The organism is Xanthomonas sp. NCPPB 4037 (assembly GCF_041475695.2).
In the GTDB taxonomy this organism is placed as follows: domain Bacteria; phylum Pseudomonadota; class Gammaproteobacteria; order Xanthomonadales; family Xanthomonadaceae; genus Xanthomonas; species Xanthomonas campestris.
The window spans coordinates 291,292-316,806 of record NZ_CM191261.1 but is presented as its reverse complement, the minus strand read 5'-3'; the positions used below and the strand labels follow the sequence as shown (position 1 = coordinate 316,806).

The window sequence follows — 25,515 nt, the reverse complement described above, 5'->3', positions numbered from 1 at the left end:
GCGTCAGCCACATGACCGTCACGTTCAGTTGCGCCATCAACGGGTGGTCTACCCGCCACCGATATACTGCGGTCACTTTTTGCCAGCCAGACCACCGTGAGCCAAGCGCATCGTTCGTCCCAGATGGCCCCGGTCGCCATCACTGCCTTCACCGCCACCACCGCGCTCGGCGCCGGACTGGACGCCCAGGCCAGCGCGCTGCGCGAACGCCGCAGCGGCATGCGCCGCAACGACTTCGGCCCGCAGCCGCTGGAATGCTGGATCGGCCGGGTTGCCGGCGTGGAAGACGTGGTGCTGCCAGACGCGCTGCAAGGCTGGGACTGCCGCAACAACCAGCTGGCCTGGCTGGCCCTGCAACAGGACGGCATGGCCGCCGCCGTGCAGGCCGCCGCGCAGCGCTATGGCGCCGAGCGCGTAGCCGTGGTGATGGGCACGTCCACCTCCAGCGTGGGCGCCAGCGAAGAGGCCTACACGCGCCTGGTCGAAGACGCCCACGGCCTGCGCTTCCCGGACGACCTGCAGCGCCCGATCGTGCACACCCCGCATTCGCTGGGCGATTTCGTGCAGCACGCCACCGGCCTGCGCGGGCCGGCGATCACCGTGGCCACGGCGTGTTCGTCCAGCGCAAAAGTGTTCGCCCAGGCGGCGCGGTTGATGGCGGCCGGCGTGGTCGATGCGGCCCTGGTCGGCGGCGTGGATACCTTGTGCGGCAGCGTGTTGTTCGGCTTCAACTCGTTGCAGGTGGTGGCACCGCAGCTGTGCCAGCCGTTCGACGCACGCCGGGTCGGCCTGAGCCTGGGCGAGGCCGGCGGGTTTGCCCTGCTCGAACGCCCCGCCGCCGCGCCGGACGCGGCGCAGTGGCTGTTCGGCTATGGCGAATCCAGCGATGCCCACCACATGTCCGCCCCGCACCCGCAGGGCCTGGGCGCGCAGCTGGCGATGCGTGGCGCGCTGGACACCGCCGGGCTGGATGCCGCGGCGGTGGGCTATCTCAACCTGCATGGCACTGCCACGCCGGCCAACGACAGCGTCGAGGCGGCCGCAGTGGCGGCGATCTTCCCCGACACCTTGCATGCCAGTTCGACCAAGGCCTGGATGGGCCACACGCTGGGCGCGGCCGGCATCGTGGAGTCGGTGATTGCGCTGCTCGCGCTGCGCGACGGCCTGCTGCCGGGCACGCTCAACAGTGCGGTGCCCGACCCCGCCTGCGGCCCGCAGATCCGCTTCGATAACGCCCGTTCCCGGATTCAGTACGCAATGAACAACTCCTTTGGCTTTGGCGGCAACAACTGCTCGCTGCTGTTCGGGCAGGCACGCTGATGTTGACGGCCACCATCGAAGGCATCGGTTTCTGGACCCAGGGCCTGCCCACCTGGGATGCCGCGGTCGCGTTCGCGCATGGCGCTGACCTGCAGGACACCCCGGCCCGTCCGTCCCCCCAGTTGCTCGCCCCCAACGAGCGCCGGCGCGCGCCCGACACCGTGGCGGTGTCGCTGGACGCCGCGCTGGCCGCCTGCCACGCCGCTGGCCGCGACCCCACCATGCTGCCATCGGTGTTCACCTCCACCCACGGCGATCTGGCGATCACCGACTACATGTGCACCACCCTGGCCAGCGACCCAACGGCCATTTCGCCAACCAAGTTCCACAACTCGGTGCATAACGCCGCTGCCGGTTACTGGACCATCGGTGCCGGCGCGATGACCCCGACCACCGCGCTCAGCGCCGGCGCCGGCAGCTTCGCGCAGGGCCTGGTGGAGGCGCTGATGCAGCTGGGCGCCGGCGCCGAGGCAGTGTTGCTGGTGGGCTACGACGCGCGCTCGATCGGGCCGCTGGGGCGGGTGTCGCCCAGCGAAGGCCTGCTTGGCGCCGCACTGGTGCTGGGTGCGCCCGGCCAGGCCGGCAAGCCGCAGCTGGCACTTCGCTTCGACGACGGCGTGCCCACGCCGGGCGATGGCCCGCTGGCGCGCCACATGGCCGCCAACGCCATGGCGCCGATGCTGCCGCTGTTCGACGCGCTGGCCGCAGGCGGCACCCACACCGCGCTGTACGCCGGCCCGGGGCGCGTGCTGCAGGTGGAGGTGCAGCCATGAGCCGCATCCCGCTGAGCCGCGACGACACCGCGATCCTGGTGCCGGCCTTGAACGAGTCGCTGCGCATCCGCGAAGTGGTCAACGACGCGCTGACCTATTGCTCGCAGGTGATCGTGATCGACGACGGCTCCGATGACGGCACCGCCGATTGCATCGCCGATTTGCCGGTCACCCTGATCCGCCACCCGCAGCGCATGGGTAAGGGCGCCGCACTGCGCAGCGGCTTTGCCGAAGCCCAGCGGCAAGGCATGCGCGCGGTGATGACCATGGACGGCGACGGCCAGCACAAGGCCGCCGATTTCCCGCGCCTGCTGGCTGCGGCGAACCGCCACCCGGGCGCAGTGATCGTGGGCGCGCGCATGCGCAAGCGGGCCACCCAGCCCACCATCCGCCGCATCGGCAACGACTTCGGCGACTGGGGCATCGCCTGGGCCTGCGGCTTCCGGCTGGTCGACAGCCAGAGCGGCCAACGCCTGTATCCGGCCTCGGTGTTCACCCTGCCCAACGTGCCCGGCGAAGGCTTCGTGTTCGAAGCACAACTGCTGATCTCCGCCGCGCGCCAAGCCGGTGCACGCGTGGTCGCGGTGCCGATCGAAACCCGGTACGCGGGCACCTCGCCCGGCACCTTCCGCAAGAGCCATTTCCGGCTGGTTCGCGATCTGTGGAACATCACATCGCATGTGGTCAAACAGGTGTGGGCCTACGGCCACGTCTGGCGCGAATACCGCCGCGTGCGCGCCCACCCGGTGCTGATTGACGACCCGGACGGCGAATTTGCTACTGTGCCCGCGGTCACCAAGAGCAATCCATCCACATGAGTGCACAACGCGCAGATGTCGTGATCACCGGCGGTGGCCTGGCCGGCCTGAGCCTGGCGCTGCAGTTGCGCCAACGCGATCCGGCACTGGCCATCACCGTGCTGGAACGCCGCGCGCACCCGGTGCGCGAGGCGGCCTTCAAGGTCGGCGAATCGACCGTGGAGATTGGCGCGCATTACTTCGCCGATGTGCTCGGCCTGCGCGAACATCTGGAAGCGGAGCAGATCCGCAAGTTCGGTTTCCGCTTCTTCTTCTCCGACAAGCGCGACGACATCGACCGTTGCACCGAACTGGGCGTCAGCAAGATCCTGCCGACGCCGTCATGGCAGATCGACCGTGGCCGCTTCGAGAACTTCCTCGGCGAACGCGCCCGCGCGCAAGGCATCGCGTTTCTGGACAGCTGCAGCGTCAAGGGCGTGGACCTGAGCGATGACGATGCCAGCGACCACCGCGTGCGCTACGAACGCGGCGGCGAAGCCGGCACGCTCAACGCACGCTGGGTGGTGGATGCCAGCGGCCGCGCCGGATTGCTCAAGCGCAAGTTGGGCCTGGCGCAGGACAACGCGCACGACGCCAACGCGGTGTGGTGGCGAGTGGAAGGGCTGATCGACCCCAATGCCTGGTCGCAGGACAGCAGCTGGCTGCAGCGCTGCACGCCGCCGGACCGCTGGCGTTCGACCAATCACATGTGCGGGCCGGGTTACTGGTTCTGGCTGATTCCGCTGTCGTCCGGTGCGCATTCGCTGGGCATCGTCTGCGATGCGGCGATGCATCCGCTGGAAACCATGAACACCCATGACAAGGCGATGGCCTGGCTGCGCACGCATCAGCCGCAGGTTGCCGCCACCCTAGACCAGACCGATTACCGGCTGCAGGACTTCCTGTTCCTGCGCAACTTCTCGTACGGCTGCAAGCAGGTGTTTTCCACCCAGCGCTGGGCTCTGACCGGCGAGGCGGGCGTGTTCCTGGACCCGTTCTATTCGCCCGGCAGCGACTTCATCGCCATCTCCAACACCTACATCTGCGAACTGATCGGCCGCGACCGCGCCGGCCGCTCGCTCAGTCCCTACGTGGAGCTTTACGAGCAGCTGTACTTCTCGTTCTACGAAAACACCTTGAGCCTGTATCAGGACCAGTACGCCTTGTTCGGCGATGCACAGGTGATGCCGGTCAAGGTGATCTGGGACTACACCTATTACTGGTCGTTGCTGGCGCCGCTGTTCTGCAGCGGGCGCATCGCCGACCTGGGCCTGCTGGCGCGCATGAAGGCGGACTTCTTCTATGCGCGCGACATGAATCTGGCCATGCAGCGCGTGCTGCATGACTGGGGCCAGCACAACACCGCGCTGGGCACGGTTACCGGTGACGGCCGCCTGCTCGATCAATACCTGATCGGCTGGTTCAATGAACTCAACGGCGCACTGCACGACACCCTGGACGACGAGGCATTTGCCGCGCGCATCCACGCCAACATCGCGCGCATGGCAGTGCTGGCTCGCGAAATCCTGGAACAGGCCCGCCAACGCCACCCCGCCCTGCCCGACCACGGCCTGGCCGCACTCACCGCCAACGCCGTCGGCGACCCGATCCTCACCGCCGCGTGGTATGCCGACGCGGCGTAAAGTGCACAGAACGCGCCTAACCGGCGCGTTTTTTGCAGGTGCGGCCGCAGCCTAGCGCTGGGCCATGATTTGCCAGCGTGGTCGCAGCCCGTTGCGTCACGCATGCGAATGCACGCAGGTATGGGCGACCGCTCACTTGTTCCCGACGGCTTGAATTCAGCCCATGCCGCCGTTGATGCCAATCACCTGGCCGTTGATGTAACCAGCTACGTCCGAGCACAGGAACGCCACCAGCGCGGCAACTTCGTCGGGTTTGCCAACGCGGCCAGCCGGCACCATCTGCTTGATTAGTTCCGGCGCGAAGCTGTCGCCGACCATCTCGCTTTCGATCACGCCCGGTGCGACCACGTTGACGGCGATGCCGCGGCTGGCCATCTCGCGCGCGAGCGATTTACTGGCGCCATGCAGCGCAGCCTTGGCGGCGGCGTAATTGGTCTGGCCGCGATTGCCCAGCACCGCCGCCACCGACGACACGCTGACGATGCGGCCCCAGCGCGCGCGCGCCATCGGCAGCAGCAGCGGTTGGGTGACATTGAAGAAGCCGTGCAGCGATACATCGATGACCCGATGCCACTGTTGCGCGTTCATGCCGGCCATCGGCGCATCGTCGTGGATGCCGGCGTTGTTGACCACGATGTGGATCGGCCCGGCCTCCAGCAACGCCGCTAACGCATCTGCGCTGGCCTGCGCATCGGCCACATCGAAGGCGACCGCTTCGGCACTGCCGCCCGCGGCCACGATGGACGCCACCACCTCTTCGGCCCGGGCGAGATTGCGATTGGCATGCACAATGACGTGCCGGCCCTGCGCCGCTAGCTGACGGCAGATCGCACCGCCAAGATCGCCGCTACCGCCGGTGACCAGCGCACGGCGCTGTGGAACAGATGTGCTCATGGAAACCTCGTCAGGGCCGCAATTGGCAGCAGCAAGCGCACCATCCTAGCGATTCACGCGCGTCGCCGGAACCGCCGCCCCCACGTAGGAGCGCGCTTGCGCGCGATGATGCTTCCCCGGGAATGCCTATCGCGCGCGAGCGCGCTCCTACGCGAAGTCAGAACGATCGATTAGGCCTGCGCGGCGCCCAACATCACCGTGGCGCGCCCTTCGGCCAGCAACTGCTCGCCGTGGGTGAGCCGGAAACTGTACTGCTGGCTGTCCTCGCCCTGCAGCAACACCTGCGCTTGGCAGCTGATCGCATCGGGCAGGTCATCGAGATAGGCCACGTGCAACTCCACACCGCGCAACGCCACCAGCATGCCCGGGCGCACCGGTTTGCCCGATGCCTGCCCCAGCAACCCACCGTGCACCGCCATCGCCTGCGCGCCGTATTCGCATAGATGCAGCGCGCGCAGGCGGCCATCGGCACGCAACGGGTGCTCGGCACCGTGATGCGCGCGGCTCTGCACCACGATGCGCTGCGCGTCCCAGTCCAGCACCGCTTCCCACAGGCACATGGCGCCCTGGTGCGGAATCAGCGCCGCAATCGCCTCACGTCCGAGCATCGGTCACCTCGCCTGCGGTGCGTTCCAGCGCCGGCTCACGCGACACCAGCAACGCCAGGATGAAATTGAACAGCACGCCCAGGGCGACCGTGCTGCCGATGGCGCGCAGCACCGGGATGCTGGAGGCCGCCAGCAACGCGAACACCAGCAGCGTCATCAGGCTGCAGACGATCAGCGCGTGCAAGGTGCGCAATTGATCGGCGTGATCATCGCCGGCATGGTCGAAGAACAGCGCGTAATCCAGGCCCAGCCCCGCGGCAAGGATCAGCGCGATCAGGTGGAACAGGTTGAGCTCCACGCCCATGCCGCGCAGGATCGCCAGAATCAGCACGGTGGTCAGCGCCATCGGCAGCAATACGCGCACGATACGACGCGGGCTGCGCAGCGCAATCGCCACCGTTGCCGCCAGCAACAACGCGGCCAGCAGCAGCGCACCGAGTACGCGCCCACGGTAGGCGGCGACCAGCGATTCGGACGCCTCCTTCAGATCGAGCAGCTGCGCGCCGCTGCCTTGCACGGCGCTGGCGATGACGGCCGGGTCGCGCAGGCCGGTGAGCGATACCAGCGCAGTGCTGCGATCGCTGCGCCCCAGCAACAGCCCGCCGACCGACGTCGCCAGCGGCGAGCCAGCCAGATCCTTCGGCGTCAGCGGCGCGGCCTGCTTGGCGGTCTGCAGATCCTGCAAAAATGGCGCAAACACATCGCTGCGAAACGGCGTGGCTGCCACCGCTTGTTGCAGCAGCGCGCTGGCCTGGACTGCATCGGGCAACGCGGCCTGGCGTATCTGCTGGGTCTTGGCACTGGGCAAGTACCGCGCCGCCATGTCGTAACCGACCAAGTCACCCTCACGCACCAACGCATCCAGACGCGGGCGCAAACGCTCGCTGGCCTGCAGCGCGGCTTCATCCGATGGCGCGGACAGCGCCAGCACATACCGCACATCCGGTGCGCCCAGTTCCTGGCGCAAATGGGTGTCCTGCGCCAGCGCCTTGGGCGGCACGGGAGTGAGTTTGGACAAGTCGTTCTGCCAGAACTGCCCGGGCGCGAAGGCAATCACCGCGATGCCCACCACCGCAATCACCGCCAGGCTGATGCGCGGGCGTGGCAGCCGCGCAATCGCGCGCCACAGCGTGGCCAGCAGGCGCGAATCGGCATAGTCGCGCGGCGCCGGATCGATCAACCACGGCAGCAGCCAGCGCGTGGTGACCGCCGCAGTGGCCAGGCCGGCGATGGTGAACACCGCCAACTGGCGCAGGCCGTCCACACCGGAAAACAGGAAGGTCACATAGGCAATGCAGGTGGACACCACGCCGGTGGCCAGGGTGGGCCACAGATGCCGCGCATTGGCGCGTGGATCCAGGCCCGGGCGCTGATGACTGAACAGGTGAATCGGGTAGTCCTGCACCACGCCGATCAAGGTAAAACCAAAGGCCACGGTGATGCCGTGCACGCCTTCGAACAGCAGCGCCACTGCGCCCAGGCCTGCCAGCCCGGCGCTGGCTAGCGGCAGCACGCCGAGCACCGGAATCTTCCAGCTGCGGTAGGCCACCAGCAGCAACAGCACCAGACCCACCGTGTCCAGCGTGCCGATCCACTGCGCCTCGCCCTGCGTGCGCGCGGTAATTTCCACCGCGAACGCACCCGGGCCGGTCAGCGTCATCCGCGTGGCGGTGCCCGCGCTGACCTTGGCAAAGGCCGCCTGCACGGCGTCGTAGGCCAGTTGCTGGCCGGTTGGGTCGAAGCCGGCGGCGCGCGTCTGTACCACCAGCAACGCCGAGGTGCCGGCACGGTCGAACCACACCTCATCGCGTGTCTGCGGCGCTGCGGCTGGCTGCAAGGTTTCGGCCAGATGCAGCACTTCCAGCGTGGGGTCACGCGGCAGCAGCGGTTCCACCATCGCGCCGGCGGGCGAACCCAGATCCTGCACGCGCGCCTGCAGCGCCGTCTCCAGCGCAGCGGCATCCAGGGGTGCGGCATCGAAGCTGTCGCTGAGCAGGTAGCGGTACGGCAGCAGGCGCTGCGGAATCGCCTCCAGGCCAGCGCTACCGCCATTGCCGACCAGCTCGAACAGGGCCGGCTGCGCGGCCAGTGTGCGATACAGCGCGCGCGACTGCGCCGCCAAGGTCGCCGGGTCGCTGTTGGACAGCGACATCAACAACAGCCGCGAACCAGGGCCTTCGCCGAGTTCCTCGATCAACAGCTTCTGCGCCGGCGTACGCGGAGCGGGCATGAATTTACGCAGGTCACCGGAGACCTTGAGCGTTTCGCTCAACCAGAAACCAGCCACCGCCAGCAGCGCCAACCACAGCAGCGCCAAGCCGAAGCGCCGGTTGGCATTCAACTCAAACGCCATGTGCCAGCTCCCGCTGCGTGGCCGAACGTGCACCGGCCGCACGCGCGGCATCGGGCAGCAACAGTGCTTTCAGTTTGCTGAGAGCGGGCATGAACTTCCTTAAATCGCCCGACACCTTGAGCGTTTCGCTCAACCAGAAACCGGCCACCGCCAGCAGCGCCAACCACAGCAACGCCAACCTGATGCGCCGGTTGGCATTCAACTCAAACGCCATGTGCCAACTCCAATGTCATGGCACCACGTGCACCGGCCGAGAGCGACATCAAGAGGTGCTGGCGCTGTGCGCTGCCGATGGTCGCGATCACGCCGCCGGGCCGTGGCACAGGGTGGTGAGCGCCGCCGCGTCGGTCACGGCCGCCGCATCGCGTGCCGCACCGGCCAGCAAGGTGCGTTGCACATCGCCCTTGACCGGCACACTTTCGATGCAGCGCAGCTCATCGCCACGCCCGTACAGGCGCAACTCGCGCACCTGCTTGGCCACGGCCGCATCCTTGGGCTGCAACTGCAGCTGCCAGGCCTGCGGCCGGCCCTGCCCGCTGACGCGGTACTGCTGTTCCAGCAAGGCGCGGTCGCCGGACAGCAGCGCACCGAAGCCGGACTTCAAACCGGCCAGTTCGGGGACGCGGCTCAAGGAAAAACGACGCGGCGATTTGCCTTCGCGTTCCAGCACGCCTTCGTCGCCGCGCAAGGTGGTCGTCTCGCGATACGGCACGCTGACTTCGCGCACCAGGGTTTGCGCGTCCGGGCGGCGGTAACGGCCCTGCACGCGCAGCGGCGACTTCAGCAGCGCCGAGCCGCGCAACTCCACGAACTCGGTGCTGACCGGGGCCGGGCGTGCGAGGCGCTGCAGCACCTGGCCGACGTCCAGCGTCTCAGGCGGTGCGGCGCATAGCGGTGCGGCGCTGAACAGCAGTATCAGCATCCACGGCAGGGTGCGGCGCATCGGCATGATGGGTGTTCCAGAAATCGTAGAAGTTGAACCAGTTGTACGGCGCGTAGCGTGTGTAATGTTCCAGCCTGGCGGCGTAATCGCGCATGAGCACGGCCAGCACCGGCGCACGCTGCCGACGCGGCACGTCCAACCCTTCGCTGAAGGTCTCGAACGCCAGCTCGTAATGGTTGCCGCCGCGGTACAGGCCGAAGGCCAGCACCACCGGCACCTTGAGTGCAGCGGCGATCAGCCACGGCGAGGTCGGGAACATCGCATTACGGCCGAGGAACATCGCCGGCAAGGCCGGGTCGCCCTCACGCGGGCGATCGATCAGCAGCGCCACCAGCGCGCCGGCGTCGGTGGCGTCCTTGATCGCCATGACGATCGAGGTCGCATCCATCCCGGCATCGATGATGTTGGCGGCCAGTTGCGGATTGAGCGCGCCCAGCAGATCGGTCATGGCGCGGTTATGTGCCTTGTCCAGCACCACCTTGACCTGCACGTCCGGGCGTTCGGTGGCCAGCACACGCAACGCATCGAAACTGCCCAGGTGCGAGCCGAAGATCAGCACACCGCGGCCGCGGTCCATCTGCGTGTGCAGTTGATCCAGCCCGGTGATATCGACCTGGAAGCGCTGCATCTGGCCGCACAGCATGTACACGCGGTCCAGGATGGTGGAGGCAAAGGTATGAATATGGCGCGCCACATCGCGCACCGTGGCCGGCCGGCCGAGCACACGCGCCAGGTAGGCGCGCGAGGCGGTGCGCTCAGGCCCGCGCACCAGCAGGAAGTACAGCGTGATCGGATACAGCAGCGCGCGCCCGACCGAACGCCCGGCGTGCCGGGCAATGCCACGGATCAGCCACAGCGCGAAACGGCCGCCGCCCTCGGGGCGTTGTTTCCAGTGATTGCTCATGCCGCCGCCTCCGCCACCAGCTCGCCACTGACCAGCAACTGGCCGTCGCGCTGCACGCGGAAGCGCCAGCGCGGGCCATCGCCTTCCAGCGTCACCGAGGCCGTCTGGCCAGGCAACAACGGTTGCACGAACTTCACCTGCGGCAAGCGTGCGGGCGCACGCGCACCGTGCACCGCTTCCACGGCCTGCAGCACGTGGTCGAGCACCACCACGCCAGGCACCACCGGGCGGCCGGGAAAGTGCCCAGGCAGGGAGGGATGATCATGCGGTACGACGAAATCCATAAGCGTGGAACTCAGATCCTGGGTTGAAGCATTGCAGCCACCATACGGTGTGCCTGCTCGGTCAATTGTTGGCGGTCCGGTGCGTCCGGCCCGGTGACCGGGATGGGGGCGCCGATGCGCACGCGGATCACACCGGGCCTGACCCGGAACAGCCCGTCTACCGGCAACACCTTGCCGCATCCATCCACGGCCACCGGCACCACCTGCACACCAGCATCGATAGCGGCCTGCAGTAGCCCGGCCTTGAATGGCAATAGTGCGCCTGTGCGGCTGCGCGTGCCTTCGGGAAACAGACACAACTGTTGGCCATTGCGCAGCAAGGCAGCTGCCTGCCGGCGCACCATCGCACCGGCGCGGCGGCTGTCGCGGTCCAGGAACAGCATGCCAGTGGCGCGCGCATACCAGTTCACGAACGGCACCTTGAGCATTTCTTCCTTGAGCAGGAAGCGCAGCGGCACCGGCAAGGCGTAGAACAACGCGCAGATGTCGATGATCGACTGGTGGTTGCTGACGAACAGATAGTTCTTGGACCAGTCCACGCGCTCGCGGCCTTCCACGATCACCCTGGCACCGGCGCCGCGAAACAGCACCGGCGCCCACATCCAGGCGCCCATGCGCAGCAGCCGGTCCGCATCGCGCGTGATCGCCAGCAGCACCAGCGCATACACGATCCCGCCAGCGGTAAACGCCAGCGTGAATGCGAATTGCAGCAGGTTGAACACAGCCCACGCCAAGCGCGACGGCATCCTTGCCAACGGCATTTTTGTCTTGTCCCCGAAAATGTGCACGTACGTCGGTGCCCCTGGCTACACCGTCAGCGTAGCAAATCGCGCCAGAATTCCGGCCCGAGCTGCGCCATCTGGCGCAAGAAGTCGGGCAGATTACGATAGGGGCGCTGCGGAAACCAGCGGCCGCGCAATAGATATTCGCCAACGAAGAACCCGCCGACCACGCCATAGGCCAGCAGATTGGCGAACAACGAGGCGCGCGCGTCGCTGATCGGCAGCGGTGAGGCGTAGCCCAGCTGCGCCAGCACACCACTGGGTTCGGCGCACAGCCCCAGCACCAGATTGACCAGGGTCAGCAGCGACAACAGCACCGCCCAGCCCAGCGTGAGCCGGCGCGTGTAGGTGTATTGGGCCGGGGTGATCGGCATGCCCGCCTGGCGGTACAGCCCTTCGACGATGCGGGTGATCAGCGGTGTGCGCCCGCGGCGCAGGCTGCGGCCGAAGAACCAGGCGATCCAGCCGGTGAACACCACCGGCGGCGCGGCCAGCAGCAGCATGGCGTAGGGCGAATGCCACAGCGCGCCAAGCCCCACCAGGATCAGCGCCGCCAGCGCCCACGCCCACAAACGGCGGCTGGCTAGCGGCTCGATCAACACCATGGCCAGCAGCAGGCCGCCTGCGATGACGGCTAAGTCCGAGCGATGCGTGGCGTTGGCCCAGTGCGCCAGCGGCGAATACGCCACCGCCAGCAGCACGCCCAGCCCCAACACCCACGGCGCCGCCTGCGCAGGCGGCGTGGCCGGGACTTCAGGTGGTCTTGTTGGCTTCGACATGCGCCGACAATGCGCGCAGCGACGCGAAGATGCGACGGTTCTCGTCGTTGTCCGAACGCAGCTGGAAGCCGTAGCGCTTGCTGATCGCCAGCGCCAGTTCCAGCGCGTCGATCGAATCCAGCCCCAGGCCGGTATTGAACAGCGGCGCTTCCGGATCGATGTCGGCGGGCTGGACGTCTTCCAGGTTCAGGCTTTCGACCAGGAGTTCGGCCAGTTCACGTTCGGCAGCGGTTTGCGAGGACATCCAGGGAGCTTCCAGGCTGAGGGGTGCAGGTAACGATTGCGGTGATCGGCGCCAGGGCATAACTGCCCCGGGCCGCCGGGCAGGCTATCATGACTCAATGACGCTCGCCCGCTGCAGGTTCGTTCCAGGATGACTTCCACTGTTGTTCGCCCCACCCCGTCCGCCACGCCGGCAGCCGGGCAGGCTCCCGGGCCGGAGTGTCCGGATGTATTGATCATCGGCGGTGGCCCCGCCGGTTGCGCCGCCGCCATCGTGCTCGCGCAGCAGGGCTGGGCCGTGACGCTGCTGGAAAAAGAGCAGCACCCGCGCTTCCACATTGGCGAGTCGCTGCTGCCGATGAACATCCCGATCCTCGAACGCCTGGGCGTGCTCGAGCAGGTGCGCGCCATTGGCGTGCTCAAGCGTGGCGCCGACTTTCCCAATGATGCCGGCGGCTACAACACCTTCCGCTTTTCGCATGCGCTCGATGCCAAGGCCGACTACGCCTTCCAGGTGCCGCGTGCGCAGTTCGATCAGGTGCTGTTCGCGCGGGCGCGCGAAGTTGGCGTGGATGCGCGCGAACAGGTCAAGGTGGAGAGCGTGGCGTTCGATGGCGAGCAGCCGGTACTGCAGGCACGCAGCGTGGGCGGCGTGCAGCAGTTCCGCCCGCGTTATCTGCTCGACGCCAGCGGCCGCGACACGTTTATGGGCAACCGCCTCAAGCTCAAGCGCGCCAATGCGAAGCACCAGTCGGCAGCGGTGTTCAGCCATTTCCGTGGGGTGACCCGGCGCCCGGGCGAGGATGCCGGCAACATCAGCATCTACCGCCATGCGCACGGCTGGATGTGGCTGATTCCGCTCCCGGACGATGTGATGAGCGTGGGCGCGGTCTGCTACCCCGACTACATGAAGACGCGCAAGGGCGACAGCGAAGGCTTTTTGCTGCGCACGCTGGCGTTGAATCCGGAGGTGGCCGCGCGCATGGCCGATGCCGAGCGCGTGGCGCCGGTGCACGCCACCGGCAACTACGCCTACGAATGCACGCGCATGAGTGGCCCGCGCTGGCTGCTGCTCGGCGATGCCTACACATTTGTCGACCCGATGTTTTCCTCCGGCGTGTTCCTGGCCATGCACAGCGCCGAACGCGGCGCGGCCATGGTGGATGCGGTGCTGCGCGCGCCGCAGCGCGAAGCCAGCCTGCAGCGCGCGTTGGCGCGCGAGCTGGCGCGCGGCCTGAGCGAGTTCAAGTGGTTCATCTACCGCTTCACCTCGCCCACCATGCGCGCACTGTTCGCGCAGCCGCAGAACGTGTGGCAGGTGGAACAGGCGGTGGTGGCGATGCTTGCCGGCGACGTGTTCGACAGCCCCAAGGTGCGCCGCCGCCTGCGCGTGTTCCGCGCCATCTATTCCGTGACCGCGCTGTCGATGCTGCCGCGCGCCTGGCATGCCTGGCGGCATCGCCGGCGCCAGGCCCGGCTCGGCTTCGACGGCGACACCTTGCACAGAGACGCTCCATGACCGCGCCAACGCTCCAGCCCAACCAGACCGTGCGGCATCCGCGCCTGCAGGTCGACTATGTCGCGCAGACCGATCCCTCCACGCTGCTGCAGGATGCGCAGGTGCTGGCGGTGTTCGGTTTCGGCGATGCCGCGCCGCGGCTGGACGACCCACGCTATTTGCGCGTGCCACTGCAGCCGTACGCGGCCGATGTGCTGGAAGTCTGGCGCACCGATGCACCGGTGCGCAGCGGTCGCGACGGCAACATTGCCTGGTCCAGCGACGGCCGCCTGCAGTTCGGCGTGATCGAGATCGATGAGCAGGATGTCGAGATGGAAGAAGCCGCCGCCAAGGCGTATGCGGAGATCACCGCGTTCGTCTCCGGCAGCCAGACCCCGCGCCTGTTGCGCATCTGGAATTACCTGGATGCGATCACGCTGGGCAGCGGCGACCGCGAACGCTATCGGCAGTTCTGCGTGGGCCGTGCGCGCGGCCTGGGCGCCTTCGATGTTGCGCAGTTGCCCGCCGCCACTGCCGTGGGCCGCTGCGATGCCGAGCGCATCATCCAGATCTACTGGCTGGCCGCGGCCGATGCCGGCACGCCACTGGAAAATCCACGCCAGGTCAGCGCTTACAACTACCCGCGCCAGTACGGCCCGCAGCCGCCAAGTTTTGCCCGCGCGATGCTGCCACCGGCCGGCGGCGACATGCCGCTGCTGCTCTCCGGCACCGCTGCAGTGGTTGGCCACGCCTCCATGCACACCGGGCAGCTGCTCGCGCAGCTGGAAGAAACCTTCGCCAATTTCGACGCCCTGCTCGGCGCCGCGCGCCAGCACGCACCCGGCCTGCCGGCCCAGTTCGGCGCCGGCACCCGCCTGAAGGTCTACGTGCGCGAACGCGACGATCTACCCAAGGTGGCCCAGGCCCTGGACGCCCGCTTCGGCGACGCGGTCCCGCGCCTGCTGCTGCACGCGGTGATCTGCCGCGACGAACTGGCAGTGGAAATCGACGGCGTGCACGGCTGAGTCATGGCGCGCACTGGCTGATGCACGTGGTGGCCCGCGGCAGCACGCGCAGACGCCTCAGCTACTGAGCAACCCCAACACCAGATCGCGCGGCAGCTTGCCGGTTTCATTGCGTGGCAGGGCGGCGAGCTTGCGCAGGCGGCGCGGCAGGAATACCGGGTCGAAGCTGCCGCGCAAGGCGGTGAGGATTTGTGCCTCGTCCAGGCTCGGGGCCACCACCAGCGCGGCGATGCGGCCCACCGATTGGCCGTGTTCCGGCGCGAGTTGCACGATGGTGCCGTCGACCACGCCCGGCACGGCGAGCAAGCGGCGGGTGAGATCTGCGAGCGAGGCGCGTTTGCCGGCGATTTCCAGCAGATCGGCCTGGCGGCCACGCACCTGGAAACGGCCATCGGCGGCCACGTCCATCATGTCGGCCAGCAGCACCGGGCTGGCCAGATGGGGCGCGTGCACCAAGGTGCCGGCGGCCTGCGATTCCAGGCGCACGCCGGGCAGCGGCGTCCAGGCAGCTTCCACGGCGGTACGGCGCACCGCAAACACGCAGGTTTCGGTGGAGCCGAACATCTCGCGTACTTCCCCGCCAAAGCGCGCTTCGGCGGCGGCCGCCACCTCCTGCGCCAGCGGTGCGGTGGCCGAGACGATGCCTACCAGCGGCGGCAGGTGCACGCCCGATTCGACCAGTGCACGCAGATGCACCGGCGTGGTCACCAGCACGCGCGGCTCGGGAATCTCCGCAAGCGCACGCGCCACATCGTCGGGGAAGAACGGCCGGCCGGCATGCACGGCCAGTGCGGTCACCATCGGCAGCAGCACCGACAGCTCCATGCCGTACATGTGCTGCGGCGGCACCGTGGCCACCACGTGCGGCACCGCGTCGGTGTGCGCCCACAGGCTTTGCAGCGCCACCAGATCCTGCCGTGTGCTGGTCAGGAAACTGCCCCAGGTCTTGGGATTGGGTTGCGGCGCGCCGGTGCTGCCGGAGGTGAAGCCGATCGCCACCAGGGCGTCGTCGGCCAGCACCGGTACCGGGCCTTCCGAACGCGGCAAGTCCGCCGGCAATTGCCAATAGCGCGGGGGCGCCAGTTCCAGCGCCAGATCACCCAGGCAGTACGCATCGGCGTGGCGCGCCTGCACTTCGCCCACCACCGCCGGCGCGCGCGAAGACGGCAGCAGCGACACCTGGCCACGCACCGCGCAGGCATAAAACGCCACCATGAAGCGATAGCGGTCCTCGCACAGGTTCACTGCGTGGCGGCCGTCGGGCAGCAACTGCGCCAGGCCATGCACGTGTGCGATGAAGGTGGCCAGGTCCACCGCCTGCCCGTCGCGCCACGCCAACGGCCGGCCGGGTTCGCCAACGGCCAACGGATGGGACAGCGGAGTGGACGGACTGGGCATGGGCACCGGGGATCGCAAAAGCGCGCTAGCTTGGCGGCCCCCTGCGCTGCTGGCAAGTCGGGGCATTCCTGGCATTGGCTGATAGTCGGCGCTCGTGACGGCGCGTGTTCGCGGCAATGCCGCAACTTCGCTGCTGTGTGCAGCGCGGCTTGGCGCGGGAAAGCGCTGATTGGAAGCATGGAGCGCTTGGCACACGCCCTAATATGCGCCGCATAAATATGCACGCATCGCCGACGCCTGATTCGTGCAGCAATCCCGCGCTCGTCGCCGGATGAGCGTCAATGCAAGCGCTCTGCCGCTGGCCCACCGAAACACGCTGCGATGGTGAAACGCCGTTGATCGCCACACTCCCCGGCACACGCGCTCGCCTCAATCGCGGCCGCCTCGCACGACAACGCAGTCCGCAGTGCGGCTCTAGTCCAGCCTGCTTCAATCACAGCAATCACCACCGATGACGCGCACACAGACGCCATCACGCATGACCTGTGGCCCAGCCCCGTGCGGAAACGAACTGCTAGGCTTGCCCGCTCTTCTTGCGTTTCGATCCTGCCCGATGCCCAGATTGTTGCCGTTGTCCCTCCTGTTGCTGGCCGCCACTGCGCAGGCGCAGTCCACCGCACCGCTCACCATCGAACAGGTGATGGCCGACCCGGACTGGATCGGGCCGTCGGTCGAGCAGGCCTGGTGGCAATGGGACGGCAAGCAGGTGCAGTACCAGCTCAAGCGCGGAGGCAGCCCGGTGCGCGATACCTATCGCCAGCCCGCAGCGGGCGCCGCCGCCGAGCGTGTGGCCGACACCGCGCGTGCGGGGCTGGATGCCGCCAACCCGAGCTACGACGCCGGCCGGCAACGCATGCTGTTTGCGCGCAACGGTGACATCTTCCTGCGCGATCTGCGCTCCGGGGCGCTGACCCAGCTGACCCGCAGCAACGAGGTCGAATCGCGCCCGCAATTTGCCAGCGATGGCGGTGCGATCTGGCGCGCGGGCAACAACTGGTACCACTGGCGTGCCGATGGCGGTACCGCGCAGGTGGCAGTGGTGAAGGCCGAGCGCGATCCCAACGCCGCGCCCAAGGCCGATGTGCTGCGCGAGCAGCAACTGGCCACCCTGGCCACCTTGCGCCGCGACCGCGAACAACGCGAGGCGTTGCGCACCCAGGACGATGCCTGGCGCCGCGCCGACAGCACCCGCGCACCGGCACCGGTGTATCTGGGCGATGAGGTGGAGATCGTCGACAGCGCGCTGTCGCCGGATGGACGCCATCTGCTGGTGGTCACCCAGGCCAAGGGCGCCGACGAGGGCCAGGACGGCAAGATGCCCAAGTACGTCACCGAATCCGGCTACGAGGAATTCCAGGAAGTCCGCACCCGCGTTGGCCGCAACGCCCCGGTGGCGCACGCGCTGTGGCTGGTGGACGTGGCTGCCGGCAGCGCCAGAGCGCTGTCGTTCGACCCATTGCCCGGCATCGCCACCGACCCGCTGGCCGCGCTGCGCAAGGCGGCCAAGAAAGATCCGCTCAAGGGCAACCGTGCCGTGCGCGTGGAAAGCGACGGCGATGGCAGCGGCCCGGCCGTGCACTGGAGCGATGACGGCCGCAACGTGGCGGTGGAAATCCGTGCCGTGGACAACAAGGACCGCTGGATCGCCAGCGTGGATCTGGACGATGCCAAGCTGCAGCCGCGCCATCGCCTGAGCGACAGCGCCTGGATCAACTGGGGCTTCAACGAATTCGGCTGGCTGCCAGACAACCGCACGCTTTGGCTGCTGTCGGAAGAATCCGGCTATTCGCAGCTGTACACGGTGGAAGGCAACGGCAAGCCACGCCAGCGCACCCGCGGCACGTTCGAAGTGTCCGCACCGGTGCCCAGCGCCGATGGCAGCGGAATGTTCTTCCTGTGCAACCGGAAATGGCCGGGCGATTACGAGGTGTGCAAGCTGGATCTGCGCACCGATCAGCTCAGCGAAGTCACCGCGCTCGACGGCGTGGAAGATTTCAGCCTGTCGCCGAACGGCCAGCAGGTGCTGGTGCGTTATTCCGGCAGCTACCTGCCCCCGCAGTTGGCGGTGGTGCCGGCCGCTGGCGGCCAGGCCACGGTGCTCACCGACACGCGGACCCCTGCCTTCAAGGCGCAGCCGTGGATTGCGCCGCAGTACGTGCAGGTGCCCTCAACGCACGGCGCCGGAACGGTGTGGGGCAAGTACTACGGCCCGCAGCATCCCGAGCCCGGCAAGCAGTACCCGATCGTGATGTTCGTGCACGGCGCCGGCTACCTGCAGAACGTGTCGGCGCGCTACACGCCGTATTTCCGCGAGCAGATGTTCCATAACCTGCTGGTGCAGCAGGGCTACATCGTGCTGGATCTGGACTACCGCGCCTCCGAAGGCTACGGCCGCGACTGGCGCACCGCGATCTACCGCAACATGGGCCATCCGGAACTGGAAGACTATCTGGACGGCCTGCAGTGGCTGGTCGACACCAAGCAGGGCGATCGCACGCGTGCCGGCATCTACGGAGGCTCCTACGGCGGTTTCATGACCTACATGGCGCTGTTCCGTAGCCCGGGCACGTTCAAGGCCGGCGCCGCGCTACGGCCGGTCGGCGACTGGATGCAGTACAACCACGAGTACACCTCCAACATCCTCAACACGCCCGACCTCGACCCGCAGGCCTACAAGACCTCCTCGCCGATCAACTATGCCGAGGGCTTGCGCGACCATCTGTTGATTGCGCACGGCATGATCGACGACAACGTGTTCTTCAAGGACTCGGTCGACATGACCCAGAAGCTGGTCGAGCTGCACAAGGACAACTGGCAGGTGGCGCCGTATCCGCTGGAGCGCCATGGCTTCACGCGGGCTGATTCGTGGCTGGATGAGTACAAGCGCATCCTCAAGCTGTTCAACGAACAGGTGAAGCCGTAACGGCAGCGGTCTTGTCATGGCGATGCGTCGTGTATCGCCTCCTGGTGGGGCGGCAATGCCGACATGCGAATGCCGGCATTGCGTTTGCCGCCCTCTACGCTGGTGCGGTTACACAGTGCAATCGCCAGTGCGTTGATTCGCAGATAACCGCGTGCGTGGGGGCATCAGCGTGCTTGCCAGAGTGTCCGAGCGACGCGATCGCAGGTAGGAGCGCACCTGGGCGCGATGGGACTTCCCGGTAATGCCTCATCGCGCCCAAGTGCGCTCCTACGATGGGATGCTGCGGCTAGGAGGAACACGCGAGATCGGCTGCCAGCGCTGCGTCGACCGATGATCGGAGCAGCGTATGCAGACCACGCGTGCGCGCACGGCAGTGACGCTGCAACGCACTCACCCCACCCTACGTGTCACGCATTAAGCTTGGTGCAGGACCGGCAGCAGGCGTGCGTGTATGCGCCTCGTGCGCCGGTCCGCTGCCTGACCGGTGCGCCACCGGCCGTGCGGCGCCATCCACTCCTCAATCGGCGCGTAGAAGGGATCGCGATGGGCCTGTGGGACCGTTTGTTTGGACGCAAGACCCCGGCGACACCGCCGCCCGCTGCAGCGCAAGCCGCGCCCGCCGCTGCCGCGGATGTAGACGCCGCTGCCGACATCGATCCACAGCTGCAGCCCGCGCTGGCGCTGTTCCAGCAGGGCGATCACGTCGGTGCGTACAACGCCGCAGTGGCGCATCTGGACGTCGGTGCCGATGCGCACCGCCTGTGCGCGATCTCGCTGAGCGCCCTGGGCCGGTACCACGAAGCGTTTCCGCATTGGCTGGCGTTGTTCGAGGTGGAGCAGAGCGCGCACAACGCGCTGCAACTGGCCACCACCTCGGTGATGTGCAACGAGATCGATCGTGGCGAAGCCTGGCTGATGAAGTTCGACCAGTTGAACGAGCAGGAACGCGCCACCTCGCCGGCCACCGCACGTACCAATTTCCTCAGCGCGCTGACCCAGGCCGGCCACGGCGAGCATGCATTGCCGCACCTGGAATGGCTGCGCGAAGCCTATGCCGGCATGTCGATCACCGATGGGCATTTCCTGTTCGTCCGCGGGCTGCCGTTCTTCGAAACGTTTCTGGAGCGCAGCACGCCACTGTTGCGCGTCTGCCTGCCCGCCGATGCGCTGGCCGACTGGTATCTGCAGATGCAGCCGGCGCTGGATGCACCGGGCCAGGCGGCAGTGGCCGCGCACGTCGCCTCGCTGCAATGAACCGCACGCCGGCACCGGCAACGCGCGGTGGGTTCGTCACGCCAATGGCGTGGGTGTCGCTGCTGCTGGGCGTGGCCAGCGCGCTGACCAACCTGCTGCAAATCCTGCTGATCGTGCTGGTGCCCGGCTCCACCGCGCTGCCACTGCCGCCGGGAATGCGCATGCCCGCCTCCTGGCAATGGCTGATCGACCATGCGATGAGCCTGTCGGTGCTGGGCGTGGTGCTGTCGGTGGCCTTCGCCTGGATGAGCTGGGCCTTGCTGCAGCGGCGTGAGTGGGCGCGGATCGGCTTCGTGCTGGTGCTGGTGATCACCGGGCTGCTCAATTTCGGGGGCTTGGCCCTGATCGGGCCGTTGTTCGATGGCCTGCAGTCGATGCTGCCGGCAGACATCCTGCACAGCCCGGAGTGGCCGCAGATGCAGGCGCGCCTGCAGACCACGCGGCTGATGGCGCTGCTGCTCACCGGCCTCGGTGCGCTGGTGATCGCGCTGTTTCAGTGCGCCCTGGCGTGGCGGCTGTGCGCGCCTGCGGTACGCGCGGAGTTTGCGGCCTCGCCACGGGGCTGATCGTTCGCCTGGAATCACGGCTGGGAGCGGTTGTCTTCAATCGAAGAGACCTCGCGTGCGTGGCGCCCGCGCCGCCTGCGAGGCACGCTGTCGATCCAGCCCGGAAAAAGCCTTTCGCGACCGCCCTGCCGCCCAAGCCCCTGCGCGCAGTTGGCACTGCACCTCCACGGTGGATCGGGCGTTGTGGCGACGACCTGGCTGCCCTGCATGCGAACGACCAGACGACCCACCGCGTCGCACCGCGACACCTTGGCGCGTGTGCGAAATGCACGCAGCGCGGTGCACCGCTTAGAATCGAAGCATGAACGAATTCGACCGTGTACGTGACTATCTGACCGATCTGCAGGACCGCATCTGCGCCGCCGTGGAAGCCATCGATGGCAAGGCGCGGTTTGCCGAGGACTTGTGGCAGCGCGCGGAAGGCGGCGGTGGGCGCACCCGCATCCTGCGCGACGGTGCCGTGTTCGAACAGGCCGGCATCGGCTTCTCCGACGTGTCCGGCGCGCGGCTGCCGCCCTCGGCCAGCGCGCATCGGCCCGAGCTGGCGGGCGCCACCTGGCGTGCCTGCGGGGTGTCGCTGGTGTTCCACCCACACAATCCGCACATCCCGACCACGCACGCCAACGTGCGCTACTTCCGCGCCGAGCGCGATGGCGAGATGGTGGCGGCCTGGTTCGGCGGCGGCTTCGACCTGACCCCGTTCTACCCGGTCGACGAAGACGTCATGCACTGGCACCGCACCGCACAGGCGCTATGCGCGCCGTTCGGCGAGGAGCGTTACGCCGCGCACAAGCGCTGGTGCGACGAGTACTTCTTCCTGCGCCACCGCAACGAGACCCGTGGCGTGGGCGGGTTGTTCTTCGACGACCTGGGCCAGGACTTCGAACGCGACTTTGCCTACCAGCGCGCGGTCGGGGACGGCTTCCTGGACGCCTATCTGCCGATCGTCGAACGCCGCAAGGACACGCCCTACGGCGAGGCTGAGCGCGCCTTCCAGCTGTACAGGCGTGGCCGCTACGTGGAGTTCAACCTGGTCTACGACCGCGGCACCCTGTTCGGGCTGCAGAGCGGTGGCCGCGCCGAGAGCATCCTGATGAGCCTGCCGCCGCAGGTGCGCTGGGAATATGGATTCCAGCCGCAACCGGGAAGCGCCGAGGCACGTCTGGCCGATTATTTGATTCCACGCGACTGGCTCGGCTGAATGTCCAAACGCGTCATCGATGAAACACAGTGTTGATTCACCGATTAAATCGTCCCTATTTAAATTTGTGATTGCGGACGAAACCACGTCGCCCCGTCATTCGATGAACTGGTTATGTTGCGCTGCGCGCAGTGCCGCGTGCATTGTGGCTCTCAGCACGCTCAGTAAAAGCGCCGAAGAGTGCCGTCCGCCACTGCCGCTACGCTGTAGGCGCTGAGCCCGATTCACCGCTGTAGCACTGCGGCATACATGGCCTGCGTGAGAAATCGCAGGCAATAAAAAGCCCCGCAGACCAGGGGGAGGTCGGCGGGGCCAGGGAACGGAAACTTGGGGAGGAGTTTCCGCTCCGAGATCTGCTCCAGGGGATGGGAGAGATCTGCCAACAGGCGTTGCGCCCGTCGAGGGATATAACACCATTTTCTACATTGATGGATCGTGAAGATCGCCGTTAAGAATTTGTAGAATTTAGCGGTTATTCAGTGCTGCGGCGCGGTGCGAGTTTCTGAATATTCTGATCTGCGTATTCAGCATACGAGGCATGCACCGCAGCATCAATGCGCCTCGTCCCAGTTATCGCCCACGCCCGAATCGACCACCAGTGGCACGCGCAGGCTGGCGGCCGCAGACATGCGCGCGGTGACCTCGGCCAGCAGCGTGTCGACGAAGTCGGCGTCGGCCTCGAACACCAGTTCGTCGTGCACCTGCAGGATCATCAGGGCACGGGAGGCATGGTCAGCGATCCAGCCATCCACGCTGGCCATGGCGCGCTTGATGATGTCGGCGGCGGTGCCCTGCATCGGCGCGTTGATGGCCGCGCGCTCGGCGCCGGCACGTTGGCCCTGGCTGCCGGCGTTGATGAAGTCCAGATACAGCCGGCGGCCGAACACGGTTTCCACGTAGCCCTTGTCGCGGGCCTGCTGGCGGGTGGTTTCCATGAAGTCGCGCACGCCCGGGTAACGGCTGAAGTACAGCGCGATGTAGTCCTGCGCCTCGCCACGGCCGATGCCGAGCTGGCGGGCCAGGCCGAACGCACTCATGCCATACATCAGGCCGAAGTTGATCGCCTTGGCGGCGCGGCGCTCATCCCCGCTGACCGTGTCGATGGTGCGTCCGAACACTTCGGCGGCGGTGGCACGGTGCACGTCGGCGCCGGATTCGAATGCGCCGACCAGGCCGGGGTCGCCGGACAGGTGGGCCATGATGCGCAGCTCGATCTGCGAGTAGTCGCAGGCGATCAGCTTGCGTCCGGCCGGGGCGACGAAGGCGCGGCGGATGCGGCGGCCGTCTTCGGTGCGGATCGGGATGTTCTGCAGGTTGGGGTCGGACGAAGACAACCGCCCGGTGGCCGCGCCGGCCTGGTGGTAGCTGGTGTGCACGCGCCCGGACTGCGGGTGGATCATCTCCGGCAGCTTGTCGGTGTAGGTGCTGCGCAGTTTGGCCAGGCTGCGGTAGTCCAGGATCACCCGCGGCAGTTCGTGCTGGTCGGCGATGGCTTCCAGCGCCTCTTCGTTGGTCGAGGGCTGGCCCTTGGGCGTCTTGACCACGGCGGGCAGCTTGAGCTCGTCGAACAGCAGTGCCTGCAGCTGCTTGGGCGAGTCCAGGTTGAAGGTGCGCCCGGCCAGTTCGGTGGCCTTCTGCTGGGCGGCGAGCATGCGCTTGGACAGGTCCGCGCTCTGGCGGCGCAGCTCGGCTGCGTCCACGCACACGCCGTTGGCCTCGATGCGCTCCAGCACGCCCACCAGCGGCATTTCGATGTCGCGGTAGACACTCTCCAGCGCCGGCTCGGCGGCCAGGCGCTTGCCCAACACCTGGTGCAGGCGCAGGGTGATGTCGGCGTCTTCGGCGGCGTAGCGGGTGGCGTCTTCCAGGCTGACCTGGGCGAACTTGATCTGCTTGGCGCCCTTGCCGCAGATGTCTTCGTACTTGACGGTGTCGTAGCCCAGGTAACGCTTGGCCAGGCTGTCCATGTCGTGGCGGGCACTGCCGGAGTTGAGCACGAAGCTCTCCAGCAGGGTGTCGTCGGCGTAGCCGGCCAGGGCGATGCCGTGGCGGCGCATGACGTGCAGGTCGTACTTGCCGTGCTGGCCGAGCTTGCGCAGCGCCGGGTCGGTCAGCAGCGGCGCCAGCTGCGCCAGCGCCTGCGTGCGGTCGAGCTGGGCTGGTGCGCCGGGGAAGTCATGGCCGAATGGCAGGTAGGCGGCCTGGCCGGGCTCGGCGGCGACGCTGAGGCCGATCAGGTTGGCCTGCAGCGCGTCCAGGCTGTCGGTTTCGGTATCGAAGGCGAACTGCCCGGCCGCGCGCAGCCGCGCGATCCAGCTGTCGAGCTGCGCCTGGGTGAGGATGGTCTCGTACTGGCCGGGCGCCGACAGCGCCGGGTCCAGCTCCACCGGAGCGGCAGCCGGCGCCGACACGAAGCCGGTGCCGCGTGCACGGCCAGGCTCGGTGCGCGCCACCGCCATCGGTGCGGTCAGCGCGCCGGCCTCGGCGGCGGCGCCACCGAGTTCGCGCAGCGCCTGGGTGAAGCCGTAGCGCGCGTACAGCACCGCCAGCGCTTCGGCGTTGGGCTCGCGCAGGTCCAGCGCGCGCGGGCCACTGGCCAGCACCACGTCGGTCTTGATGGTGACCAGCTCGCGATTGAGCGGCAGCCGCGGCAAGGCGGCGCGCAGGTTCTCGCCGATCTTGCCCTTGATCTTGTCGGCATTGGCGATCACGCCGTCGAGCGAGTCGTATTCGGCCAGCCATTTGGCGGCGGTCTTGGGGCCGCACTTTTCCACGCCGGGCACGTTGTCGACGGTGTCGCCCATCAGCGCCAGCAGGTCGACGATCTGGTTCGGGCGCACGCCGAATTTGGCGATCACCGCTTCGTCTGAATCCATGCGGCTGCCGCTCATGGTGTTGACCAGTTCCACGCCCGGGCGCACCAGCTGCGCGAAGTCCTTGTCGCCGGTGGAGATGGTGACGGCCAGGCCGTCGCTGGCGCCTTGCAGCGCGAGCGTGCCGATCACGTCATCCGCTTCCACGCCGTCGATGCGCAGGATGTCGATGCCCAGCGCATGCACGATGTCGCACATCGGCTGCACCTGCGCACGCAAGTCGTCGGGCATCGACGGGCGGTTGGCCTTGTAGTCGGCATACAAGTCATCACGAAATGTCTTGCCGGGCGCATCCACCACGAACGCCACATAGGCCGGGCGTTCCTTCAAGGTCGCACGCAGCATGTTGACCACGCCGAACAACGCACCGGTGGGCTCGCCCTGGGCATTGGTCAGCGGCGGAAGCGCGTGGAACGCGCGATACAGGTAACTGGACCCGTCGATCAGGACTAATCTGCTCATGCCGTAATTCTAC

The 25,515-nt window shown here is 67.5% G+C and carries 22 protein-coding genes; 10 read left to right on the top strand and 12 right to left on the bottom strand.

The window, feature by feature from the left end; genetic code table 11:
- Positions 1-123 precede the first annotated feature (123 nt).
- Genes ACCQ01_RS01315 through ACCQ01_RS01300 form a run of 4 tightly spaced genes read left to right on the top strand, consistent with a single transcriptional unit; the run spans position 124 to position 4,533 of the window.
- The gene (locus ACCQ01_RS01315; RefSeq protein WP_228434012.1) at positions 124-1,320 is read left to right on the top strand and encodes a beta-ketoacyl-[acyl-carrier-protein] synthase family protein; all 1,197 of its coding nucleotides are present in this window, start codon (positions 124-126) and stop codon (positions 1,318-1,320) included.
- Positions 1,320-2,093 carry a beta-ketoacyl synthase chain length factor gene (locus ACCQ01_RS01310; protein WP_228434011.1) on the top strand — a complete coding sequence of 258 codons (774 nt, stop codon included), beginning with the start codon at positions 1,320-1,322 and terminating at the stop codon, positions 2,091-2,093. The genes ACCQ01_RS01315 and ACCQ01_RS01310 overlap by 1 nt, the downstream gene beginning before the upstream one ends.
- Positions 2,090-2,911 carry a glycosyltransferase family 2 protein gene (locus ACCQ01_RS01305; protein ID WP_011270074.1) on the top strand — a complete coding sequence of 274 codons (822 nt, stop codon included), beginning with the start codon at positions 2,090-2,092 and terminating at the stop codon, positions 2,909-2,911. Before ACCQ01_RS01310 ends, ACCQ01_RS01305 begins: the two co-directional genes overlap by 4 nt.
- Positions 2,908-4,533, top strand: a complete 1,626-nt coding sequence (locus tag ACCQ01_RS01300) for an NAD(P)/FAD-dependent oxidoreductase (RefSeq protein WP_228424327.1) — start codon at positions 2,908-2,910, stop codon at positions 4,531-4,533. Before ACCQ01_RS01305 ends, ACCQ01_RS01300 begins: the two co-directional genes overlap by 4 nt.
- A 156-nt stretch (positions 4,534-4,689) precedes the next feature.
- Here ACCQ01_RS01300 and fabG read toward each other — a convergent pair whose 3' ends face one another.
- From fabG to xanC, 10 genes are all read right to left on the bottom strand, one after another.
- A complete protein-coding gene (gene fabG, locus ACCQ01_RS01295; RefSeq protein ID WP_116890275.1) occupies positions 4,690-5,427 on the bottom strand; it encodes a 3-oxoacyl-ACP reductase FabG in 738 nt (245 codons plus the stop codon).
- A gap of 170 nt (positions 5,428-5,597) precedes the next feature.
- On the bottom strand, positions 5,598-6,035 hold the full coding sequence (locus tag ACCQ01_RS01290; protein ID WP_228434010.1) for a hotdog family protein: 438 nt from the start codon (positions 6,033-6,035) through the stop codon (positions 5,598-5,600).
- Complete coding sequence (locus tag ACCQ01_RS01285) at positions 6,022-8,388, bottom strand: MMPL family transporter (RefSeq protein WP_228434009.1); 2,367 nt, start codon at positions 8,386-8,388, stop codon at positions 6,022-6,024. Before ACCQ01_RS01285 ends, ACCQ01_RS01290 begins: the two co-directional genes overlap by 14 nt.
- The gene (locus ACCQ01_RS01280) at positions 8,378-8,602 is read right to left on the bottom strand and encodes a hypothetical protein (protein WP_228434008.1); all 225 of its coding nucleotides are present in this window, start codon (positions 8,600-8,602) and stop codon (positions 8,378-8,380) included. Before ACCQ01_RS01280 ends, ACCQ01_RS01285 begins: the two co-directional genes overlap by 11 nt.
- Positions 8,603-8,689: 87 nt before the next feature.
- Positions 8,690-9,337, bottom strand: coding sequence for a LolA-related protein (locus ACCQ01_RS01275; protein ID WP_323370341.1), 648 nt, complete (start codon positions 9,335-9,337; stop codon positions 8,690-8,692).
- A complete protein-coding gene (locus ACCQ01_RS01270; RefSeq protein ID WP_011270080.1) occupies positions 9,261-10,235 on the bottom strand; it encodes a lysophospholipid acyltransferase family protein in 975 nt (324 codons plus the stop codon). Before ACCQ01_RS01270 ends, ACCQ01_RS01275 begins: the two co-directional genes overlap by 77 nt.
- Positions 10,232-10,519, bottom strand: a complete 288-nt coding sequence (locus tag ACCQ01_RS01265) for an ApeI family dehydratase (RefSeq protein WP_011039080.1) — start codon at positions 10,517-10,519, stop codon at positions 10,232-10,234. Before ACCQ01_RS01265 ends, ACCQ01_RS01270 begins: the two co-directional genes overlap by 4 nt.
- A gap of 11 nt (positions 10,520-10,530) precedes the next feature.
- On the bottom strand, positions 10,531-11,280 hold the full coding sequence (locus ACCQ01_RS01260; protein WP_228434007.1) for a lysophospholipid acyltransferase family protein: 750 nt from the start codon (positions 11,278-11,280) through the stop codon (positions 10,531-10,533).
- A 53-nt stretch (positions 11,281-11,333) separates the two neighbouring features.
- Entirely contained in the window at positions 11,334-12,017 is a 684-nt protein-coding gene (locus ACCQ01_RS01255; protein WP_016944514.1) for a ketosynthase, read from the bottom strand.
- 37 nt (positions 12,018-12,054) lie between these two features.
- The gene (gene xanC / locus ACCQ01_RS01250; RefSeq protein WP_011039083.1) at positions 12,055-12,324 is read right to left on the bottom strand and encodes a xanthomonadin biosynthesis acyl carrier protein XanC; all 270 of its coding nucleotides are present in this window, start codon (positions 12,322-12,324) and stop codon (positions 12,055-12,057) included.
- A 129-nt stretch (positions 12,325-12,453) separates the two neighbouring features.
- Between xanC and ACCQ01_RS01245 the strand changes: the two genes are divergently transcribed.
- Entirely contained in the window at positions 12,454-13,821 is a 1,368-nt protein-coding gene (locus ACCQ01_RS01245) for an NAD(P)/FAD-dependent oxidoreductase (RefSeq protein ID WP_228434006.1), read from the top strand.
- A complete protein-coding gene (locus ACCQ01_RS01240) occupies positions 13,818-14,825 on the top strand; it encodes a chorismate transformation FkbO/Hyg5 family protein (RefSeq protein ID WP_228434005.1) in 1,008 nt (335 codons plus the stop codon). The genes ACCQ01_RS01245 and ACCQ01_RS01240 overlap by 4 nt, the downstream gene beginning before the upstream one ends.
- A gap of 57 nt (positions 14,826-14,882) precedes the next feature.
- Here the strand turns inward: ACCQ01_RS01240 and xanA2 are convergent, their stop codons facing one another.
- Positions 14,883-16,223 (bottom strand): xanthomonadin biosynthesis 3-hydroxybenozate--AMP ligase XanA2, encoded by a 1,341-nt coding sequence (gene xanA2 / locus ACCQ01_RS01235; RefSeq protein WP_228419834.1) that lies wholly within the window; start codon positions 16,221-16,223, stop codon positions 14,883-14,885.
- A gap of 553 nt (positions 16,224-16,776) precedes the next feature.
- Here xanA2 and ACCQ01_RS01230 point away from each other — a divergent pair.
- The 4 genes from ACCQ01_RS01230 to hemF all read left to right on the top strand — a co-directional run bounded on the left by ACCQ01_RS01230 (position 16,777) and on the right by hemF (position 22,167).
- The gene (locus ACCQ01_RS01230) at positions 16,777-19,146 is read left to right on the top strand and encodes a S9 family peptidase (protein WP_228434004.1); all 2,370 of its coding nucleotides are present in this window, start codon (positions 16,777-16,779) and stop codon (positions 19,144-19,146) included.
- A 543-nt stretch (positions 19,147-19,689) separates the two neighbouring features.
- Positions 19,690-20,400, top strand: coding sequence for a hypothetical protein (locus ACCQ01_RS01225; RefSeq protein WP_014506145.1), 711 nt, complete (start codon positions 19,690-19,692; stop codon positions 20,398-20,400).
- Positions 20,397-20,966 (top strand): hypothetical protein, encoded by a 570-nt coding sequence (locus ACCQ01_RS01220; protein ID WP_228434003.1) that lies wholly within the window; start codon positions 20,397-20,399, stop codon positions 20,964-20,966. The genes ACCQ01_RS01225 and ACCQ01_RS01220 overlap by 4 nt, the downstream gene beginning before the upstream one ends.
- Before the next feature lie 301 nt (positions 20,967-21,267).
- On the top strand, positions 21,268-22,167 hold the full coding sequence (gene hemF / locus ACCQ01_RS01215; protein ID WP_011039090.1) for an oxygen-dependent coproporphyrinogen oxidase: 900 nt from the start codon (positions 21,268-21,270) through the stop codon (positions 22,165-22,167).
- Between the two features lie 551 nt (positions 22,168-22,718).
- Here hemF and polA read toward each other — a convergent pair.
- Positions 22,719-25,502 (bottom strand): DNA polymerase I, encoded by a 2,784-nt coding sequence (polA, locus tag ACCQ01_RS01210; protein ID WP_228434002.1) that lies wholly within the window; start codon positions 25,500-25,502, stop codon positions 22,719-22,721.
- Positions 25,503-25,515: the final 13 nt, after the last annotated feature.